Source organism: Sulfobacillus thermosulfidooxidans, from assembly GCF_001280565.1.
Classification (GTDB): Bacteria; Bacillota; Sulfobacillia; order Sulfobacillales; family Sulfobacillaceae; genus Sulfobacillus; species Sulfobacillus thermosulfidooxidans_A.
In genome coordinates, this window is sequence record NZ_LGRO01000001.1 from 1093042 (window position 1) to 1109933 (window position 16892).

17 protein-coding genes are annotated in these 16892 nt (G+C 48.7%); 16 read left to right on the forward strand and 1 reads right to left on the reverse strand.

The annotated features are described in order from the left end of the window. The first annotated feature begins 50 nt into the window (after positions 1–50). The 4 genes from AOA63_RS05635 to AOA63_RS05650 all read left to right on the forward strand — a co-directional run bounded on the left by AOA63_RS05635 (position 51) and on the right by AOA63_RS05650 (position 4730). Positions 51–1229 carry an acyl-CoA dehydrogenase family protein gene (locus tag AOA63_RS05635; RefSeq protein WP_053958785.1) on the forward strand — a complete coding sequence of 393 codons (1179 nt, stop codon included), beginning with the start codon at positions 51–53 and terminating at the stop codon, positions 1227–1229. Between the two features lie 5 nt (positions 1230–1234). Continuing rightward, on the forward strand, positions 1235–2527 hold the full coding sequence (asnS, locus tag AOA63_RS05640; protein WP_053958786.1) for an asparagine--tRNA ligase: 1293 nt from the start codon (positions 1235–1237) through the stop codon (positions 2525–2527). Between the two features lie 81 nt (positions 2528–2608). Beyond that, positions 2609–3502: a helix-turn-helix domain-containing protein gene (locus tag AOA63_RS05645; protein ID WP_053958787.1), complete on the forward strand. Its 894-nt coding sequence runs from the start codon at positions 2609–2611 to the stop codon at positions 3500–3502. Between the two features lie 58 nt (positions 3503–3560). Then, positions 3561–4730: a D-alanyl-D-alanine carboxypeptidase family protein gene (locus AOA63_RS05650; RefSeq protein ID WP_053958788.1), complete on the forward strand. Its 1170-nt coding sequence runs from the start codon at positions 3561–3563 to the stop codon at positions 4728–4730. Here the strand turns inward: AOA63_RS05650 and AOA63_RS05655 are convergent. After that, positions 4714–5502, reverse strand: a complete 789-nt coding sequence (locus AOA63_RS05655) for a polysaccharide deacetylase family protein (protein ID WP_242848281.1) — start codon at positions 5500–5502, stop codon at positions 4714–4716. The two genes, AOA63_RS05650 and AOA63_RS05655, sit on opposite strands and share 17 nt — an antisense overlap. A gap of 132 nt (positions 5503–5634) precedes the next feature. On the opposite strand from AOA63_RS05655, the gene rimO reads away from it, so the two are divergent. From rimO to AOA63_RS05715, 12 genes are all read left to right on the forward strand, one after another. Next, a complete protein-coding gene (gene rimO, locus AOA63_RS05660; protein ID WP_242848282.1) occupies positions 5635–6951 on the forward strand; it encodes a 30S ribosomal protein S12 methylthiotransferase RimO in 1317 nt (438 codons plus the stop codon). After that, complete coding sequence (gene pgsA / locus AOA63_RS05665; protein ID WP_053958790.1) at positions 6948–7454, forward strand: CDP-diacylglycerol--glycerol-3-phosphate 3-phosphatidyltransferase; 507 nt, start codon at positions 6948–6950, stop codon at positions 7452–7454. Before rimO ends, pgsA begins: the two co-directional genes overlap by 4 nt. A gap of 139 nt (positions 7455–7593) precedes the next feature. Continuing rightward, positions 7594–8115 (forward strand): hypothetical protein, encoded by a 522-nt coding sequence (locus tag AOA63_RS05670; RefSeq protein ID WP_053958791.1) that lies wholly within the window; start codon positions 7594–7596, stop codon positions 8113–8115. Further along, a complete protein-coding gene (locus tag AOA63_RS05675; RefSeq protein ID WP_053958792.1) occupies positions 8112–9581 on the forward strand; it encodes an AAA family ATPase in 1470 nt (489 codons plus the stop codon). The genes AOA63_RS05670 and AOA63_RS05675 overlap by 4 nt, the downstream gene beginning before the upstream one ends. Positions 9582–9714: 133 nt before the next feature. Beyond that, positions 9715–10986, forward strand: a complete 1272-nt coding sequence (locus AOA63_RS05680; RefSeq protein WP_053958793.1) for a CinA family nicotinamide mononucleotide deamidase-related protein — start codon at positions 9715–9717, stop codon at positions 10984–10986. Between the two features lie 11 nt (positions 10987–10997). Beyond that, complete coding sequence (locus AOA63_RS05685; protein ID WP_053958794.1) at positions 10998–12584, forward strand: DEAD/DEAH box helicase; 1587 nt, start codon at positions 10998–11000, stop codon at positions 12582–12584. Positions 12585–12658: 74 nt separating this feature from the next. Next, the gene (recA, locus tag AOA63_RS05690; protein ID WP_020374861.1) at positions 12659–13696 is read left to right on the forward strand and encodes a recombinase RecA; all 1038 of its coding nucleotides are present in this window, start codon (positions 12659–12661) and stop codon (positions 13694–13696) included. After that, positions 13677–14150, forward strand: coding sequence for a regulatory protein RecX (locus tag AOA63_RS05695; protein WP_053958795.1), 474 nt, complete (start codon positions 13677–13679; stop codon positions 14148–14150). Before recA ends, AOA63_RS05695 begins: the two co-directional genes overlap by 20 nt. A 2-nt stretch (positions 14151–14152) precedes the next feature. Continuing rightward, positions 14153–14443: a YfhL family 4Fe-4S dicluster ferredoxin gene (locus AOA63_RS05700; RefSeq protein ID WP_053958796.1), complete on the forward strand. Its 291-nt coding sequence runs from the start codon at positions 14153–14155 to the stop codon at positions 14441–14443. A gap of 110 nt (positions 14444–14553) precedes the next feature. Continuing rightward, the gene (locus AOA63_RS05705) at positions 14554–15066 is read left to right on the forward strand and encodes a hypothetical protein (protein ID WP_053958797.1); all 513 of its coding nucleotides are present in this window, start codon (positions 14554–14556) and stop codon (positions 15064–15066) included. Between the two features lie 41 nt (positions 15067–15107). Next, positions 15108–15887, forward strand: a complete 780-nt coding sequence (locus AOA63_RS05710; RefSeq protein ID WP_053958798.1) for a TIGR00282 family metallophosphoesterase — start codon at positions 15108–15110, stop codon at positions 15885–15887. 13 nt (positions 15888–15900) lie between these two features. Then, complete coding sequence (locus AOA63_RS05715; RefSeq protein ID WP_171822624.1) at positions 15901–16881, forward strand: dipeptidase; 981 nt, start codon at positions 15901–15903, stop codon at positions 16879–16881. Positions 16882–16892 lie beyond the last annotated feature (11 nt).

Here is a 16892-nt window from a genome sequence, read left to right on the forward strand (position 1 = left end):
AAAACATGCTAAAATAAACTGGAATATTTGGCGGACAGGGGGAGACACCCGTGGCGAATCTTACGAATGTTGGATTAAGTGACGAACAGCAACTATTTCGGGAAACAGTTAGACGGCTGGCCGAAGATAAGGTCAAACCCCGAGCTCAAGAGATCGACGAATCGGGCGAATTTCCATGGGATATTGTTGAGGTGTTTCGAGAATATGGATTGCTTGGCGTGGCGATGCCGGAAGAATATGGCGGGGGTGGGGCTGACTTACTGACATTTTGTATTGCAGTGGAAGAAATCGCCAGGGTCTGTGCAACATCCGCGCTCATCATTGCTGCACAACACCTGGGAGCTATGCCCATTCTTATTGCCGGAAACGCGGACCAAAAACGCCGTTATCTTCCGGCCATAGCGCAGGGTGAAAGACTTTCTGCGTTTGCGTTAACAGAACCCGAAGCGGGGTCCGATGCGGGGAGCACAAAAACACGTGCCATTCGTGAGGGCGATCACTATCGTCTAACCGGCAGTAAAGTCTTTATCACCAACGGGGGACTCGCTAAGACGATGGTCGTTTTCGCCTCCACTGATCCGTCGCAAGGAACTCGCGGGATTTCAGCGTTTATTGTGGAACTCGATCAGCCAGGTGTCTTTGTAGGCCGCATCGAAAAGAAAATGGGAATTAAAGGATCCCAAACCGCACAATTAATATTTGATAATGTGTTGGTTGATGCTAGCAATCGCTTAGGACAAGAAGGCGAAGGGTTTAAAATAGCCATGCGCACTTTGGACCGCACACGGCCAGGTATTGCTGCGCAGGCTCTAGGTATCGCACAAGGAGCTCTTGATGTAGCTTTAGATTACTTATATCAACGGCAGCAGTTTGGTACAAGTTTAAGCCAATTTGAAGGCTTGCAATTTATGGTGGCCGATATGCAAACCCAAATTGAAGCCAGCCGGCAATTGTTGTATCGTGCAGCGGAAATCATTGAAACAGCGGGATTTGAGAGTCACGCTAGTAAGGAAGTTACCCGGTATTCGGCGATGGCCAAACTGATGTGTTCGGATACGGCGATGCGCGTGACGACTGATGCGGTGCAATTATTAGGTGGTTATGGATACATTCGCGACTATCCAGTAGAGCGCATGATGCGTGATGCCAAAATCACACAAATATATGAAGGAACCAATCAAATTCAACGGCTTGTCATCTTTCGCAATATGGAACATGGGGGCTTTTAATAGGAATGAACAAAGTTTACATCAATGCGAGCGCAGATTATGTCGGCCAGGATGTGACGATTGAAGGCTGGGTAACCCATTACAGATCTTCGGGTAAGATTCATTTTATTGTTGTGCGAGACGGTACAGGGGTGATTCAATGTGTGGTGAAGAGCCCCGACGCGGTTTTAGATGGGGTGAACAGTTGGTCTGAATTGAGCCAAGAGACCGCTGTACGGGTTCAAGGACATCTTCATGCCGACAAAAGGGCTCCCATCGGAGTAGAATTGGAAGTTGAATCCCTGCGGGTAATTAGCCTTAGTGAGAATTATCCGATTGCTCCTAAAGAGCACGGAGTGGATTTTTTGATGGATCATCGTCATCTGTGGATTAGAAGTCCACGGCAAGCCGCGATCTTGCGGATTCGGGCCGCCATAATTCATGCCACCCGCCAGTTTTTAGACGACAATGGTTTTATCGTGGCAGATCCTCCCGTCATTACACCGGCAGCTGCGGAGGGGAGCACGACGTTATTTCCCATTGATTATTTTGATGATCGAGCATATTTGTCGCAGTCCGGCCAGCTCTACATGGAAGCATTAGCCATGGCATTAGGCCGCGTCTATTCCTTTGGTCCGACCTTTCGCGCAGAAAAATCTAAAACGCGCAGGCATCTGATGGAATTTTGGATGGTTGAGCCGGAAATGGCCTTTTGCGAATTCGAAGAGAATTTGATGTGGCAAGAACAACTCGTCAGCTACATCGTGCAATTTGTTTTGCGAACCCGGGCCAATGAATTGCAAACCATCGAACGCGATATCACGCGTTTAGAGCAGGTGAAACCGCCTTTTCCGCGTATTACGTATAGTGAAGCACTTGACCGCTTACGATCCGTGGGATTTGATTTGCAATGGGGAGAAGACATGGGAGCGCCACATGAAACGGCTTTAGCAGAAATGTTTGATCGTCCAGTATTTGTCACTCATTTTCCGGTGTCATTAAAAGCCTTTTATATGCAACCTGATCCTCAAGATCCTGAGTTAGCCCTTGCAGCCGATATGCTTGCGCCCGAAGGATATGGCGAAATCATTGGGGGCAGCCAACGGATTCATGACTTGGCTCTTCTTGAAGACCGAATTCGTCAGCATCACCTGGATCCCGCGGTGTATAGTTGGTATATTGACCTTAGACGTTATGGTTCTGTTCCACACAGTGGCTTTGGGATGGGTCTTGAACGAGTCGTGGCGTGGATTTGCGGCTTGGATCATGTTCGCGAAACAATTCCCTTTGCGCGAACTCTCAATCGCTTGTGGCCTTAACGCCTTGTTAGCGATTTTCAAGGTCGATCCCACCTAGACTCTCAAAAGAACGTGAACGGGAATAAGAAGGGAGAGAACACTTTGGATACGTCAGCCAATAACGGACCGGTTAACATTGGCCAAGTTCTTAATCAGGCCCGCATTAGGCGGCGTCTATCTATCGATCAAGTCAGTGAAGCCTTGCATATCCGTCGCGAATATATTCTCGCTCTGGAACAAAACCGGTGGGATGATTTGCCTGGAGAAGTTTATGGGCAAGGATTTTTAAAGAATTATGGGCGACTTGTCGATCTCGATGGGGACGCACTTGTGGAAGAACGCCGACGTCAAATTGGACAGCCCATCGATCATCCTCCCATTTTGCCGATGGAGCCTCTGGCCAGAACGGGATTATATACGCATAGTACGAGCCGATCACTGCGTTCAGAACCCCCTCCACGCAAACGCCGGTTTAGTCGCGAATCGGGAGAAGCCCCCGACTATTCCAGTCCGTCTATTTTAGTGTGGTTGTTAGTGGCATTGGCAGTACTGTTTGTGGGAGGACTCATTATGCTGCAGCATTCTGCTCGCCATACTCATGCGCATGTGGCAACAAAACCGGCGCAGCCTTCATCAACGCATCACGCGAAAAAGGTGACAACATCGGCATCGCACCATAGTACAAGCGCCAATTCTGTGAATATTAGCCTTCAGAGCACGAGTCAAAGTGGGAAACTTTTTTATGCGAATTACACGGTCAGTAAGACACCTATTTCAGTCAGTTTAAGCTTTACCAATGATTGCTGGGTTGAAGGCATCGTGAATGGGGTGCCCCAACCAGGGAAATTGTATTATGGAGGACAACAGGTGACATTTCGTGGGTCACAGTCGGTCGGCGTGATTTTGGGTTCCCATGCGGTTAACGTGAGTGTGGATGGACAAAATGTTCCGCTGCCGAGTCCGAGTTATGTGCTCGATATGACTTTTCAAGGGTAATCGCATGCTTTTCATGAAGTCGGTCACAATAAGGAAAAACCGACAGTGAGGGAAGAGCATGCTGAATTTTGTTTCCACACTTATAGCGGTTGGGTTGACAACAAGACCAGCCGCTTATCACCATTCCATTAAATCGGCGGTTTCTCGGTCCATTTCTCAGCCCCATGTCGTTTCGCAACAAGGCCCGCATATTACCGCGCGTGGGGCCATTCTTATGGATGCGCGAACGGGAGCTATCATGTATGAGAAAGATGCATTTCGGCAACTGGATCCTGCTAGTGTCACCAAAATGATGACAGCCATTTTAGTTATTGAACATGGCCATCTATCTAAGACCGTGACGATATCGCGAAATGCAGCCTATACGGTGGGATCTGCACTGCATATTGCTCCAGGACAAAAATATACCATCAATGACCTGCTTTATGGACTGTTAATGAGATCAGGCAATGATGCCTCGGTGGCCTTGGCTGAAGCTGACGCTGGTTCGGTCTCAAAATTTGTTGCGCAAATGAACATGAAAGCGCAAGAATTAGGAGCATTTAATACCCAGTTCGAGAATCCTAATGGACTCACCAAGCCGGGGCATTTTTCGACGGCCTATGATTTAGCGTTGATTGCACGCTATGCGATGACCCTTCCCGTATTTCGTAAGATTGTGGCCACCCGCGAAGGGCAGATCATGGAACTGCGTCACAAAACAAAACGAATCCTGCACAATACCAACCAGTTACTCTATACATTTCCCGATGCTACAGGCATCAAGACCGGAACCACGGATGCGGCCGGTAAATGCTTAGTCGCATCGGCCACGCGCAATGGTCAGGACTTGATTGCTGTGGTTTTACATAGTCAGGATCGCTATGCGGATGCTAAAAATTTATTAGTGTGGGGATTTGAACACTGGTCAACAGCGGAAATTTTGCGTCCTGGCGAGGAAGTTGCACGGGTTTTGGTGCGAAAAGGCCAAAGCCCCACCGTGCCAGTGCAGGTAACGAAACCCGTATGGTTGTCGTTGCCTAATCAAGAAACCTATCAGATCTATGTGCGCCCCATTGCGCTGAATGCACCTGTTAAACGCCATCAACCAGCGGGTTTTGTCTCGGTGGTTGCCACCGGCCAGCCGGCTTACGTGACAAGTTTGGAAACAATGCAGGCTGATGGCGTGAAAACGGTGCGACAGTCATTTGGCCAATGGCTCCGTTCCCGGTTTAGCCGCGGTAAATAGGTTTGCCATAGGTCAATAATTGTTTGAGAGTCACTAATTTATAGCCTTTTTCACGTAATGATTGCAAGATCGTGGGAAGGGCTATATCGGTTTGTTTGCATGTGTCTGAAGCATGCATCAGGATAATATCGCCGGGATGAATGCGGGTGGTCACCCGTCGAATAATGGTGGCAACGCCTGGGTTCATCCAATCTAGTGAGTCAGTTCCCCAGGTGACCGTGGTATAGCCAACTGACCGGGCTGCTAAAATCGAGCGGCTATTGAAATCGCCATTCGGTGGCCGAACAAAAGTGGGTTTTTGCCCAGTGATATGTTGGATAACCTGATCGGTTTTCATCAGGTTATCGACAATGCCTTGGTTGGATAGTCCCGAATAATTGACATGGGCCCAACCATGCGATTCGACTTCGATGCCCGCCTGTGCATAGGCTTTAACAATATCCGGATGCTGTTTGGCCCACGGCCCGGAGACGAAAATGGTGGCGGGTACGTGGTCGGTTTTTAAAATCGCAAGAACTTTGGGAGGCATAACTGTTCCCCATGAAATATCGAAGGTCAGGGCTGCGACTTTTTGGTTGGTTTCAACATCTCGCAGCGAGTACCGATCTTGGGGGGGTAATGTCGCAGCTTGGGCTGAGGTCGTCATGTCGTAACCTGTAGCCCATAAGCCGACTGTCATCACGGTGGCCATGATTACGGCAACAATCAGGTAACGCAATGCCTTGCGACTAACCGTGATAATGCGCACAATAAAAACCTCCTTCACGCTCATAGCAGGGGGAACGATCACAATGTCCTGCATAGTAGCATCATAGTTGGCAAACTTTGCAAATAGAACGTCGACAAGAGTTTGCCTCTTTATTTTCCCGCTTGGCTACGCTATGATACGTGCGAGGTGATTGTCGTGACGACAAAAGTTGGGATGGTGTCTTTAGGCTGTCCCAAGAACCGAGTAGACTCTGAAGTGATGCTCGGACTATTAGAAGAAGCTGGTTATCAATTAACTCCAGAAGCCCAGGAAGCGGATGTGTTAATTGTCAATACGTGCGGATTTATCAATTCCGCTAAACAAGAATCTATTGATACCATATTAGAAATGAATCAATATCGCGAAAAGGGACAACTTAAAGCACTCGTCATGGCGGGATGCCTTTCCCAGCGATACCAACAAACCCTGTGGGACGATTTGCCGGAGGTCGATGCCATGGTCGGCACTGGTGAGTTCCACCGGATCGTGGAAGCGGTGGAAGGGGCATTGCACGGTACACGACCCCATTTTTGGGGAGAAATGCCGGTGAGCGGCATGAAGACGTCCCGGAAACTTACCACACCCCATTACACGGCATACTTAAAAATTGCCGAAGGATGCGATCACAGCTGCAGTTTTTGTGCCATTCCTCAAATGCGTGGGGGATATCGAAGTCGCCCTCTTCAGGACATCATTGGCGAAGCACGGCAACTCGTTGCATCGGGCGTCCGCGAATTAATCCTGGTTGCGCAAGATTCTACCATTTGGGGTCATGATTTATATGGACATCCCGAGCTGCCACGTTTGTTGTATGCGTTGCAGGAAATTCCTGATTTGGTCTTTGTGCGTATTATGTATAGCTATCCAACGCAAATTACTCCGCAATTAGTGCACGCGATGCGCGATTTGCCGGTAGTAGCTCCTTATCTCGACATGCCCTTACAACATGCACATCCCGATTTACTTCAAAAAATGGGCCGGCCATTTCGTCGGGACAAGACAGAACGCGTTATTCACATGATTCGTGACGCAATTCCTGACATTACGCTTCGCACGACATTTATTGTCGGGTTTCCGGGTGAAACTGACGAACACTTTGAGACGTTGTTACAATTTATTCAAACGATGCAATTCGATCATGTTGGAGTCTTTACCTATTCGCATGAAGAAGGAACCCGCGCCGAAAAATTGGGTGACCCGGTTCCAGAATCGGTCAAACAACGACGCCGTCGCGAAGCCATGTTGGTGCAAAGAAAGTTGGTGGGATCAGTGCGGGGGCGTCATATCGGTCGCGTCATGCCGTTATTGATTGAAGAAACGGGTGATACCGTGAGCGTGGGACGGGGAGCTACGGATGCTCCGGGGATCGATGGCGTGACCTATGTGAAGGGACGGTATGCTCCTGGACAGGTCATTCCCGTTCGAATTTCTGGAACGCGCGAATATGACTTGACAGCGGAGGCTTTGATGTGAACGTCGCCGATTATGTGACGTTATCCCGGGTTGTTTTGACGCCGGTAGTGATCGCCTGCTGGCTTGAGCCATCGGCCCAGTGGCATTGGTTTGGCTTGGCTATCTTTATTGTGGCGGGATTGACAGATTTTATCGATGGCAGACTCGCCCGGCATCTTACGCATACGACGCGAGTTGGATCTTATCTGGATCCTCTGGCCGACAAGATTTTAGTTCTGGGAGCCGGCTTAGCATTAATTGCCACGGGCCGGCTTTCCGCCTGGCTTCTTTTTATTGTGTTACTGCGCGAATTAGCCATCACGGGTCTGCGGTCGGTATTACCGCCGGGTACCACGATGGCGGCGAGCTATCCCGCAAAATGGAAAACTACTAGTCAGCTGTTTGCCTTAGGCGCTTCCGCTGTATTGGGGGGATGGGTGGCCGATGGATTTTGGGCTGTGGCTATCATTTTAACGATTTGGACCGGTTGGGAGTATTTTTACCACTATTGGCCTAAAAACTGATAACCTTGCCCAACTTTGTTGGATTCCTCCTATTTAGACAAGCATTGACGCAACCAAATAGAATAATGCTGTGATATACTGCCCAGTGTTCAGCGTTTTATTCAGTTTCATAACTCAATCGTAAAGGAGGCGAGTCGGGATGATGAAGTTTTCTGTCAAACAAGTTTTCATGATTTTTGTTGTATTTATTGCGGTTTTTGCTATCTTACGAGGTGTCCAATGGATTTATCTTCGCTCTGCCATCCGCTCGCCTCTGATGCAATCCATTAGTCGGATTCATGGAGTACGCCAGGTTCAGGTGTCCCCGCAAGATATCGTGACGGTCACTTTAACAAAAGATGCCAACCTTATGACAACCTATGAGGCGATTGACAATACGAGCTCCCAAATTACAGGACATAATCCCCGTCAGATTATTATCCGCGACCATGCCAGTCCTACGATGAATGCAATGGTCAATACGTTACGATTAATCATTGCGCAGGGAGAAGCGACAGGACAATATGTCGCGATGAATAAAAGCATTCAAACTTTAGCTAAAGATCATCACATGACTGCTACGGTCGAGTTAGGCAACCATCATATTTTCGTGACCTTACAATCGCATAATCATTGGCTGGATCAAGTTATGCCCTTAAGATTAGGGGGTGGGGGAGCATGATAAGGGAAATTATCGTCGGAACAGTGTTAGCTCTTCTAGTATTTTTAGGTCTTGATGGGGTCGATATTTGGCCATTGGTCTTATTGTTGGGTCTCGGCATTGCTGTCTATGCCACGGGCATTTTGAACAGGTTGGGAACGCGCAATACTCGAAAAATTCAGGTCAGCCAAGTATCAACATCGTTTCAAGATATTGGGGGCCAGCAAACGGCCAAAAATGAATTAAAGGAAGCACTCGAGTTCATTTTAAAACCGGAAGTCATCAATCGCCTTGGAATTCGTCCTTTGAAAGGAATCTTATTAACCGGTCCTCCAGGAACGGGAAAAACCTTATTGGCCAAGGCCGCAGCACAATATACCGAATCGGTATTTCTTTCGGCGTCGGGGTCGGAATTTGTTGAAATGTATGCAGGAGTTGGCGCGCAACGAGTGCGACAGTTGTTTCAAGATGCTCGCAACCTGGCGCGTAAAGAAGGCAAAACCAGTGCGATTATCTTTATCGACGAAATTGAAGTGATGGCGGGAAAACGGGGCAGTAATCAATCCCATTTAGAATATGATCAAACGCTCAATCAATTGCTTGTAGAAATGGATGGGATGCCAGTTCATGGCGATGATGTACGAATTTTGGTCATGGCTGCCACTAATCGCGTCGACTTATTGGACCAGGCTTTAATGCGGCCCGGACGGTTTGACCGGCTGGTTCGCGTCGACTTGCCTGATCGTGAAGGACGCCTGAGTATTTTGCGATTGCATACGCGTAACAAGCCCTTAGATGCGAATGCTGATCTTGAGACTATTGCCCGGGAGACATTTGGTTTTTCTGGGGCTCACCTTGAAAGTGTGTGTAATGAAGCGGCAATTTTGGCGATGCGTGACAACGCGGAATTCATTACTACCCATCATTTACGTCAAGCCGTAGACAAAGTGATGCTTGGTGAACGTATGGACCGGACACTGCGGCATGAAGATCTCAAGCGTGTTGCAATCCATGAAAGTGGTCATGCGATTGTGGGAGAACTGGTTTCCCCCGGTTCCGTGTCATCCATTACGATCGCTCCACGCGGAATGGCGCTGGGATTTGTACGTCATGCTCCCGAGGATGACCGGCTGCTTCAGACAGTATCGGAATTGAAAGCGGAGATTCAAGTGCTGTTGGGCGGTTCAACGGCAGAACGTACCATTTTGGGAGAACAAAGTACTGGAGCAGCCAATGATTTTGAAAAAGCGTGGGATGTGGCTCGGCAGATGGTTCTATCAGGATTATCGCCGCTCGGTGTAATTCATGAGGAAGCTTTATCGGCTGATCTACTCTATCAGACGATTCGAGACATTATTGCCGAACAACAGACCATTGTGGATGAACTGATTAGCCAGCACAAAGAAGAATTATTAACGCTAGCTGACAATCTTTTAGAACATGAAACATTACCGGGTGAGGCTGTTCGGTCCTTAGTAGCCTCATGACAACTCGCGGGCGCGGGATGTTCGCGCCCGTTTTTCTTTGACTCCCACCAAAAGCCACCGGATTTGTCAGACAGTTGTATTTCTACCCTAAATATGGCATGATCATAATACCTGATAGTACGGAGGGACAGGCGTGTTTAATCTTGCCGGCCTCGTGGCGGTAGGCGATGAAGTTTTAAGCGGTGAAGTGATCAATTCCAATGCCGCGTGGCTGGCACAACAGCTGTTATCGGTCGGAATTCATACCAGATGGCACATGGTTGTCGGGGATGATGTCACGGCCATATCGCAAGCATTAGAGTGGATGCATCAGCATGTGGATCTCGTGATTGTGATAGGAGGATTAGGCCCGACCGCCGACGATCTGACCAAAGACGCCGTAGCTCGCTATTATCACCGGGATCTCATCGTAGATTCGACCACGATAGATCATATAGCTGCCCATCATGGACGGAGTATAGGTTGGCAGGAATCTGTGTCGCGACAAGCACAAGTGATTACGGGAGCGACAATCTGGCAAAATCCCCATGGGCAAGCCCCGGGGCAACTCATTGAGGATGCGTCAGGCGTGACCGTTCTTCTGCCTGGTCCTCCCAGAGAACTTCAAGGGGTAGCTCATGATTTTTTGTTGCCGTGGTTGCGTCAAGGGCCGTTCAACCATCCGGTGATTCGGAGAACCTTAACATCTTTTGATATGGATGAGTCGGTTATCGCACATCAATTGCTACCCTTGCTTTCAGGGCAACATCCCAAAACAGGCATTTATGCACGACCGGGCCATGTCGAAGTGCGGGTGGAGTCATCAACTTCGCCCCAGCAGTGGGTACTGAATGAACGGGCCGTGGCTTGGATTAGGGGACGGGTGACGAGCCGCTTGTACGAGTTAACACATGTTGATCGTACCACGGTTCTGATTGAGACGCTCAGTCAACGACAAGAAACTATCAGTGCCATGGAATCTTTAACCGGTGGATTATTCATGGCCACATTGATTAACGTACCGGGAGCTTCTCTATGTGTGGCTGGAGGAGCGGTTGCATATACTGATCGCATCAAAGCATTATACGGTGTTCCCGTAAGTATTCTTGAACAATACGGAGCCGTAAGTGCTGAATGTGCTGTCGCGATGGCACAAAGTATTCGCCAAAAGTATGGCACTCATTGGGGTGTCAGTACGACCGGTTATGCAGGACCAGGGGGCGGAGATTCGGATAATCCGGTGGGAACCTTTTATACGGCTGTCGCAGGCCCAAAAGGTAGTGAAGTGAGGCGTCGCGTCATTTCTGCTGACCGTGATGGCGTACGGGAAGCCGCTGTGGAAATGGCGCTGACTTTGTTATGGGACATGCTAGGTCTGTCCGAATCTTATGCTCGTCCCAATTTTGAGGTATTTAACACACGATAAAGGAGTCGTCAATGGAACAGGAATCCGTAAAACTCGAAACATTTAAGAGCATGGGGTTATCTTTGCCTGTGCTCAAAGCATTGGAGGAAATGGGATTTGAGGAGCCTTCCCCCATTCAGGTCAAAACTATTCCCTTAATTTTGGAAGGCCATGATTTGATTGGTCAGGCCCAAACCGGAACAGGAAAAACGGCAGCCTTCGGCGTGCCAATTGTTGAACGATTAGATCACCGAAGCAAAAAGGTCCAGGCCTTGGTGATGGCACCAACTCGGGAGTTGGCGATTCAGGTCTCCGAAGAGATTACAAAAATTGGGCGGCATTCTGGGGTCAAGGTCGTACCCATTTATGGGGGACAATCTTATGATCGTCAAATTAAGGCATTAGAACATGGCGCTCAAGTCGTGATTGGGACGCCGGGACGTGTCATGGATCATATCCGCCGCGGCACGTTGAAACTGGATTCGGTGCGCATGGTGGTCTTAGATGAAGCCGACGAAATGCTCGATATGGGATTTATCGAAGATGTTGAGTTTATTCTCCAAAATATTCCCACGGAACGGCAGACCATGTTATTTTCGGCGACCGTTCCCGAAGCAATTTCGCGATTAGCACGGAAATATTTGAAAAACCCCGAGCATATTTCGATCAGTCCGGAACGGCTAACGGTTCCCAAAATCGAACAGGTGTACTATGAAGTGCGGGAGCACGAAAAGCTTGATGGGCTATCACGTATTTTGGATATGGAAAGCGCCGAAAGAACGATTATCTTTTGCCGAACTAAAAAACGCGTCGATGAATTGGCTGAAGGATTGCAAGCTCGGGGATATTCTGCTGAAGCTATTCATGGCGATTTGAACCAGGTTCAAAGAAATCGTGTGCTTAAACGGTTTAAAGAGGGTGCGAGCGAGATTCTCGTAGCGACCGACGTGGCAGCACGTGGTCTCGATATCGATAACGTCACGCATGTGATTAATTATGACCTTCCCCAAGATACCGAAACCTATGTGCACCGTATAGGACGAACAGGCCGGGCAGGGCGAAGTGGTACCGCGATTACTCTCGTATTGCCCAAAGAATTTCGCCAATTTCGCCAGATGGAACGGATTTTGCGGGTGCGATTACAACGCCGTCCTTTGCCGACCCAAGAGGATGTTGCGGAGAAACAACGCGAAGCCTTGAAAAATCGATTGGCTGATGAAATTGAACGGGGCGTGTTGCCAGCCTACCAAGATATTGTCATGGAATTAGCTCAATCTTATGATAGCGTAGATATTGCGGCAGCTGCATTACGATTAATGCTCGATAAAGGGCATGATCAGCCCGTTGAGGGAGAATTTGGCGAGACGGGTGCTGAGCCCGGCATGGTTCGGCTGTTTTTGAACCTTGGTCGAATGGACCGTGTCTCTCCAGCGGATATTGTTCGGGGATTAGCGGAAGGAGCTCATATTTCTGGCAGTGTCATCGGGCTCATCGACATTTATGACCGCTTTACTTTCGTTGAAATGCCGAAGGATGCCGCTGCAAAAGTTCTCCAAAACATGGGCTCTATTGTTATTCGCGGAAAATCCGTTAATATGGAGCCCGCCCGGCCGCGGTAAAAAGATAGAGGAGATTATTGAGGTTCTAGCGAATAGTTTCCTGAGTTAGGTTAGCAAGGGGAGGAAAAGAAACTATGGCGATGGACCGGAACAAGGCATTGGATCTGGCGCTCGCACAAATTGAAAAGCAATTTGGTAAGGGATCGATAATGCGATTAGGGGAGGCATCAGGGCAAACCGCGATCGATGTGATTTCGACCGGTTGTCTTCCCCTTGATATTGCGATGGGAGTAGGGGGATTGCCCCGCGGCAGAGTAGTGGAAATTTATGGACAAGAGTCCTCAGGAAAAACCACTATAGCATTGCATGCTATTGCTGAAGCGCAAAAAGCCGGGGGCGTAGCGGCGTTTATTGATGTGGAACACGCGTTAGATCCGCTATACGCGAGGAAACTTGGCGTGAATCTCAATGACTTGTTAATTTCTCAGCCAGATACTGGCGAACAAGCCCTGGAGATTGCTGAAGCACTTGTCCGGTCTGGCGCCGTAGATATTGTTGTGGTCGACTCGGTGGCGGCCCTTGTACCGCGGGCAGAAATTGAGGGCGAAATGGGTGACGCCCATGTGGGACTGCAGGCGCGGTTAATGTCTCAAGCGTTGCGGAAGTTAACGGGTGCGATTTCCAAGTCCAATACCGTGACCGTGTTTATTAACCAACTACGTGAAAAGGTTGGGGTCATGTTCGGCAACCCGGAAACAACGCCTGGGGGACGAGCCCTGAAATTTTATTCGTCCATTCGGCTAGAAGTCCGACGCATTGATAGCTTAAAACAAGGCACCGAGGTTGTAGGGAACCGAACGCGTGTGAAAGTGGTAAAAAACAAAGTGGCTCCACCCTTTAAACAGGCAGAATTTGATATCTTATATGGGGAAGGCGTCTCTCGTGAAGGCAGTATCTTAGATCTTGCGGTAGAAATTGGTCTCGTGCAAAAAAGTGGCGCCTGGTATGCCTATGGAGATTTGCGTTTAGGCCAAGGGCGAGAAAACACCCGGGAATTTCTCAAAAACAATCCCGAACTTGCGCAAGAATTGGACGCAAAGATCCGCCAGCATTTCCAAGCCAGTTCGTCTTTAGTGTCTTTAGGGACCCCTGATGAGCAGGACATCGAATAAAGATCCCTATATTCAAGCACTGCGCTGGTTGGGATATCGCGACTATAGCAGTGCGTGCCTGGCAAAACGTCTGCAAGAACAGGGTTATGATTATCCTCTTGTAGAACAAACGGTAAGCCGACTCATCGATGAAGGGTGGTTAGATGATGTCCGGCTTGCCCGCCAGATTATTGAGCAATGTCTAGCGACACAAACGATGGGACCGGGTTTAATTCGCCACCGCCTGATGTCACGAGGATTATCTAGAGAAATTTGGGAAAATATCCTTCATGAACGAATCCAGGCGATTGATTGGCTAAAGATTGCCGAAGCTCTTGAGGAGCGGTACGATATGAACGAACCGCGGGAACGACTTCGGTTTGGCCGCTACTTAATCCGTCGAGGATTCCCCACGGCAGTGGCATGGCAGTTAGCAGGCCCGGATAATGCGCCAGCAACAGAAAAGGAGTGTTAACTGTGGCTCTTAAAATCATTGAAGAATGCATCTCATGCGGGGCATGCGAACCCGAATGCCCTAATGGAGCCATTAGTGAGGCAGAAGATATTTATGTGATTGATCCCGGACATTGTACGGAGTGTTACGGTTTTTATACAACCCAGCAATGTGCGGATGTGTGTCCGGTAGAAGCCTGTGTGAAAGACGACAAATATCCTGAAACAGCTGTCGAATTAAAAGAAAAATTTCTGTCGTTATATCCTGATGGTCATTTGGAAAATACCGATAAATGGAAACCTCCCACTTTATAATATGTTGGAGGGAATATCCATTACTCAAATACAGGAAAAACTGACTGATTCGTTGGATGATACGTATGATAGCATAAAGGCGTTTGACGGCCGGAAAGGGAGGGTGCCGAATGAACCTATCATCGTCAGGTTGGGGAAGCAGCACACGAGGACTGGGAGCTTTAATTACAGTAATGATGCGCTATCCGGAGATTAATAGTGTTCAGTTTAATCCGGATGATCGAACATTGAATATGACATTTATTGTTCGAAAAACAATATGTGATGAAACGTGGTCTGCATTAACTGATCAGCTCGTTGATGTGTTGCAAACTTACCGGTGGGTTACAGGTCGGCCTCTGTCGCTGATTGAATTAGATCGTTTAGATTGGGATACCGCCACCATTATTGAACTCCGCCGCGACATTGACACCGTATCGGTGGAAGAAGTGGGCATGATGATTGAAGTACTCCATGACTGGTTTGAACAAGATGTGGTGACAGATACCCATGACTTATTGGAAGAAGAACTCATGCTCCAAGAAGAAACAATTCAAGCCAACTTGGAGGCCTTAAGTCAAGACGCGCACGGTCATCTTGTGGCGCTCCGCGATGAAGGTCGGGTGGTCGTGTTTAACACATAGACAACAAACAGATATCTGCTCACGGTGAAAGGCAGGATAGAATGAAGGTTTTATTGGTAGGCGATGTCGTGGGAAAAGTAGGCCGGCGTATGTTGAAGTCGGCTATTCCCATTATTAAGGCAGAAAATGGCGTAACCCTGGTTGTGGCTAATGGGGAAAATGCAGCCGGCGGGAATGGATTGACCCACGAAATCATGGATGATCTTCTCGCTTCGGGCGTGGACGTGTTATCATCGGGCAACCATATTTTTGACAAAAAAGAAGTTTTGGAGTTTCTCGATGATGTACCGGCTCTGTTGCGGCCTCTGAATTTGCCTGTGGGAACTCCAGGACATGGTTATGTGGTGACAGGCATTCACGGCATTCCTGTGGCGGTGATTAACCTCGCGGGGCGAGCATTTATGCCTTTTCAATATGATGATCCGTTTGCTGCCATGGATCGGGTTCTGGACAGTTTGGCTCCTGAAGTGCGCGTGATTTTAGTGGATTTCCATGCTGAAACGACGTCAGAAAAGGCAGCCTTGGCCTGGTATTTAGATGGAAAAGTATCGGTTGTGGTAGGAACGCATACGCATGTGCAGACGGCGGATGAACGTATTTTGCCTCAAGGTACGGCTTTCATCACGGATTTAGGTATGACAGGTCCCAGGGACTCTGTCATTGGCGTGAAAACCGAATTAGTGATTCAAAAATTGAAAACGCAAATGCCCGTACGCTTTGATACGGCTACCGGTGCGGGGCAATTCGGTGGTCTTATTGTTGATATCGATGAACATTCCGGCCGAGCACGTGAGGTCAAAAGAATTTTTTATCGAGAATAAGGAGGATGAGGCGGTGCTGTGGCACGGTCATGAAATGCCGGTCGTGGATACCCATGCGGATAGTCTATTAGCGGCTTTAAAAGGTCAGCGTCATTTGTTTGAAGCCAGTCAAGAGGGACAGCTTGATTTTCCCCGCATGAAACAAGCCGGTCATAAACTGCAATTTTTGTCTTGTTGGGTCGAACCGGAATTTAAGCCTGAGCGCGCTCTTCCCCGTTTATTGACATTCGTCGATCAATTTTACACCGAAGTCGAAGCGGCTCAACCCGACGTCGTTCACGTATTTGATAAAGCCTCTCTCGACCGGGTCCTGAGTTCTGATAAGATAGGAGTGGTAATGTCTATCGAGGGATCGGAAGCTGTTGGAACGGATCCCAGGCTCGTTCGGGTATTATATCGTCTCGGCTTTCGTCTCATGAGTCTCACTTGGAACGAACGCAACGCGTTGGCGGATGGAGCCGGGGAAGATCCCGGAGGGGGTGGGGTTAGCCGTGCTGGGCGCCTGATTATCCAAGAAATTAACCGGATCGGAATGGTCTTAGATGTGTCGCACCTAAGCCATGCAGCGTTTTGGGATGTGATGGAGATTTCGGAACAGCCTGTGATAGCATCGCATTCCAATTGCCGCGCGTTGGCTGATCATCGTCGGAACCTGACTGATGCTCAAATTCTCGCTCTTGCCCGTCATGGCGGTATACAAGGCCTAACTTTTGTGCGCGAGTTTTTAGGCGGTGCGCAGGATGTGGACCGAGTGGTAGATCATGCCCAACATCATTTAGATTTGGTTGGGGATGATCGGCATCTGGGTTTGGGGTCTGACTTTGACGGCGTCGAAAAACCAGTGACAGGACTCGAAGATGTTACCCATTTATCTATATTGGCGGACCATATGAGTGATCGAGGAATTTCCGATGAGACTATTGAGCGTATTTTCGGGGGAAATTATCTCCGATTCTTTTTGGAACGGTGGTCTGACTTCAATTCAAACACATAGGAGGATACAAC

Coding starts and splice junctions, on each gene's coding strand:
- asnS (WP_053958786.1), top strand. CDS start 1,235: ATGAACAAAGTTTACATCAATGCGAGCGCAGATTATGTCGGCCAGGAT.
- AOA63_RS05650 (WP_053958788.1), top strand. CDS start 3,561: ATGCTGAATTTTGTTTCCACACTTATAGCGGTTGGGTTGACAACAAGA.
- AOA63_RS05655 (WP_242848281.1), bottom strand. CDS start 5,502: ATGAGCGTGAAGGAGGTTTTTATTGTGCGCATTATCACGGTTAGTCGC.
- AOA63_RS05670 (WP_053958791.1), top strand. CDS start 7,594: ATGATGAAGTTTTCTGTCAAACAAGTTTTCATGATTTTTGTTGTATTT.
- AOA63_RS05675 (WP_053958792.1), top strand. CDS start 8,112: ATGATAAGGGAAATTATCGTCGGAACAGTGTTAGCTCTTCTAGTATTT.
- AOA63_RS05685 (WP_053958794.1), top strand. CDS start 10,998: ATGGAACAGGAATCCGTAAAACTCGAAACATTTAAGAGCATGGGGTTA.
- recA (WP_020374861.1), top strand. CDS start 12,659: ATGGCGATGGACCGGAACAAGGCATTGGATCTGGCGCTCGCACAAATT.
- AOA63_RS05695 (WP_053958795.1), top strand. CDS start 13,677: ATGAGCAGGACATCGAATAAAGATCCCTATATTCAAGCACTGCGCTGG.
- AOA63_RS05705 (WP_053958797.1), top strand. CDS start 14,554: ATGAACCTATCATCGTCAGGTTGGGGAAGCAGCACACGAGGACTGGGA.
- AOA63_RS05710 (WP_053958798.1), top strand. CDS start 15,108: ATGAAGGTTTTATTGGTAGGCGATGTCGTGGGAAAAGTAGGCCGGCGT.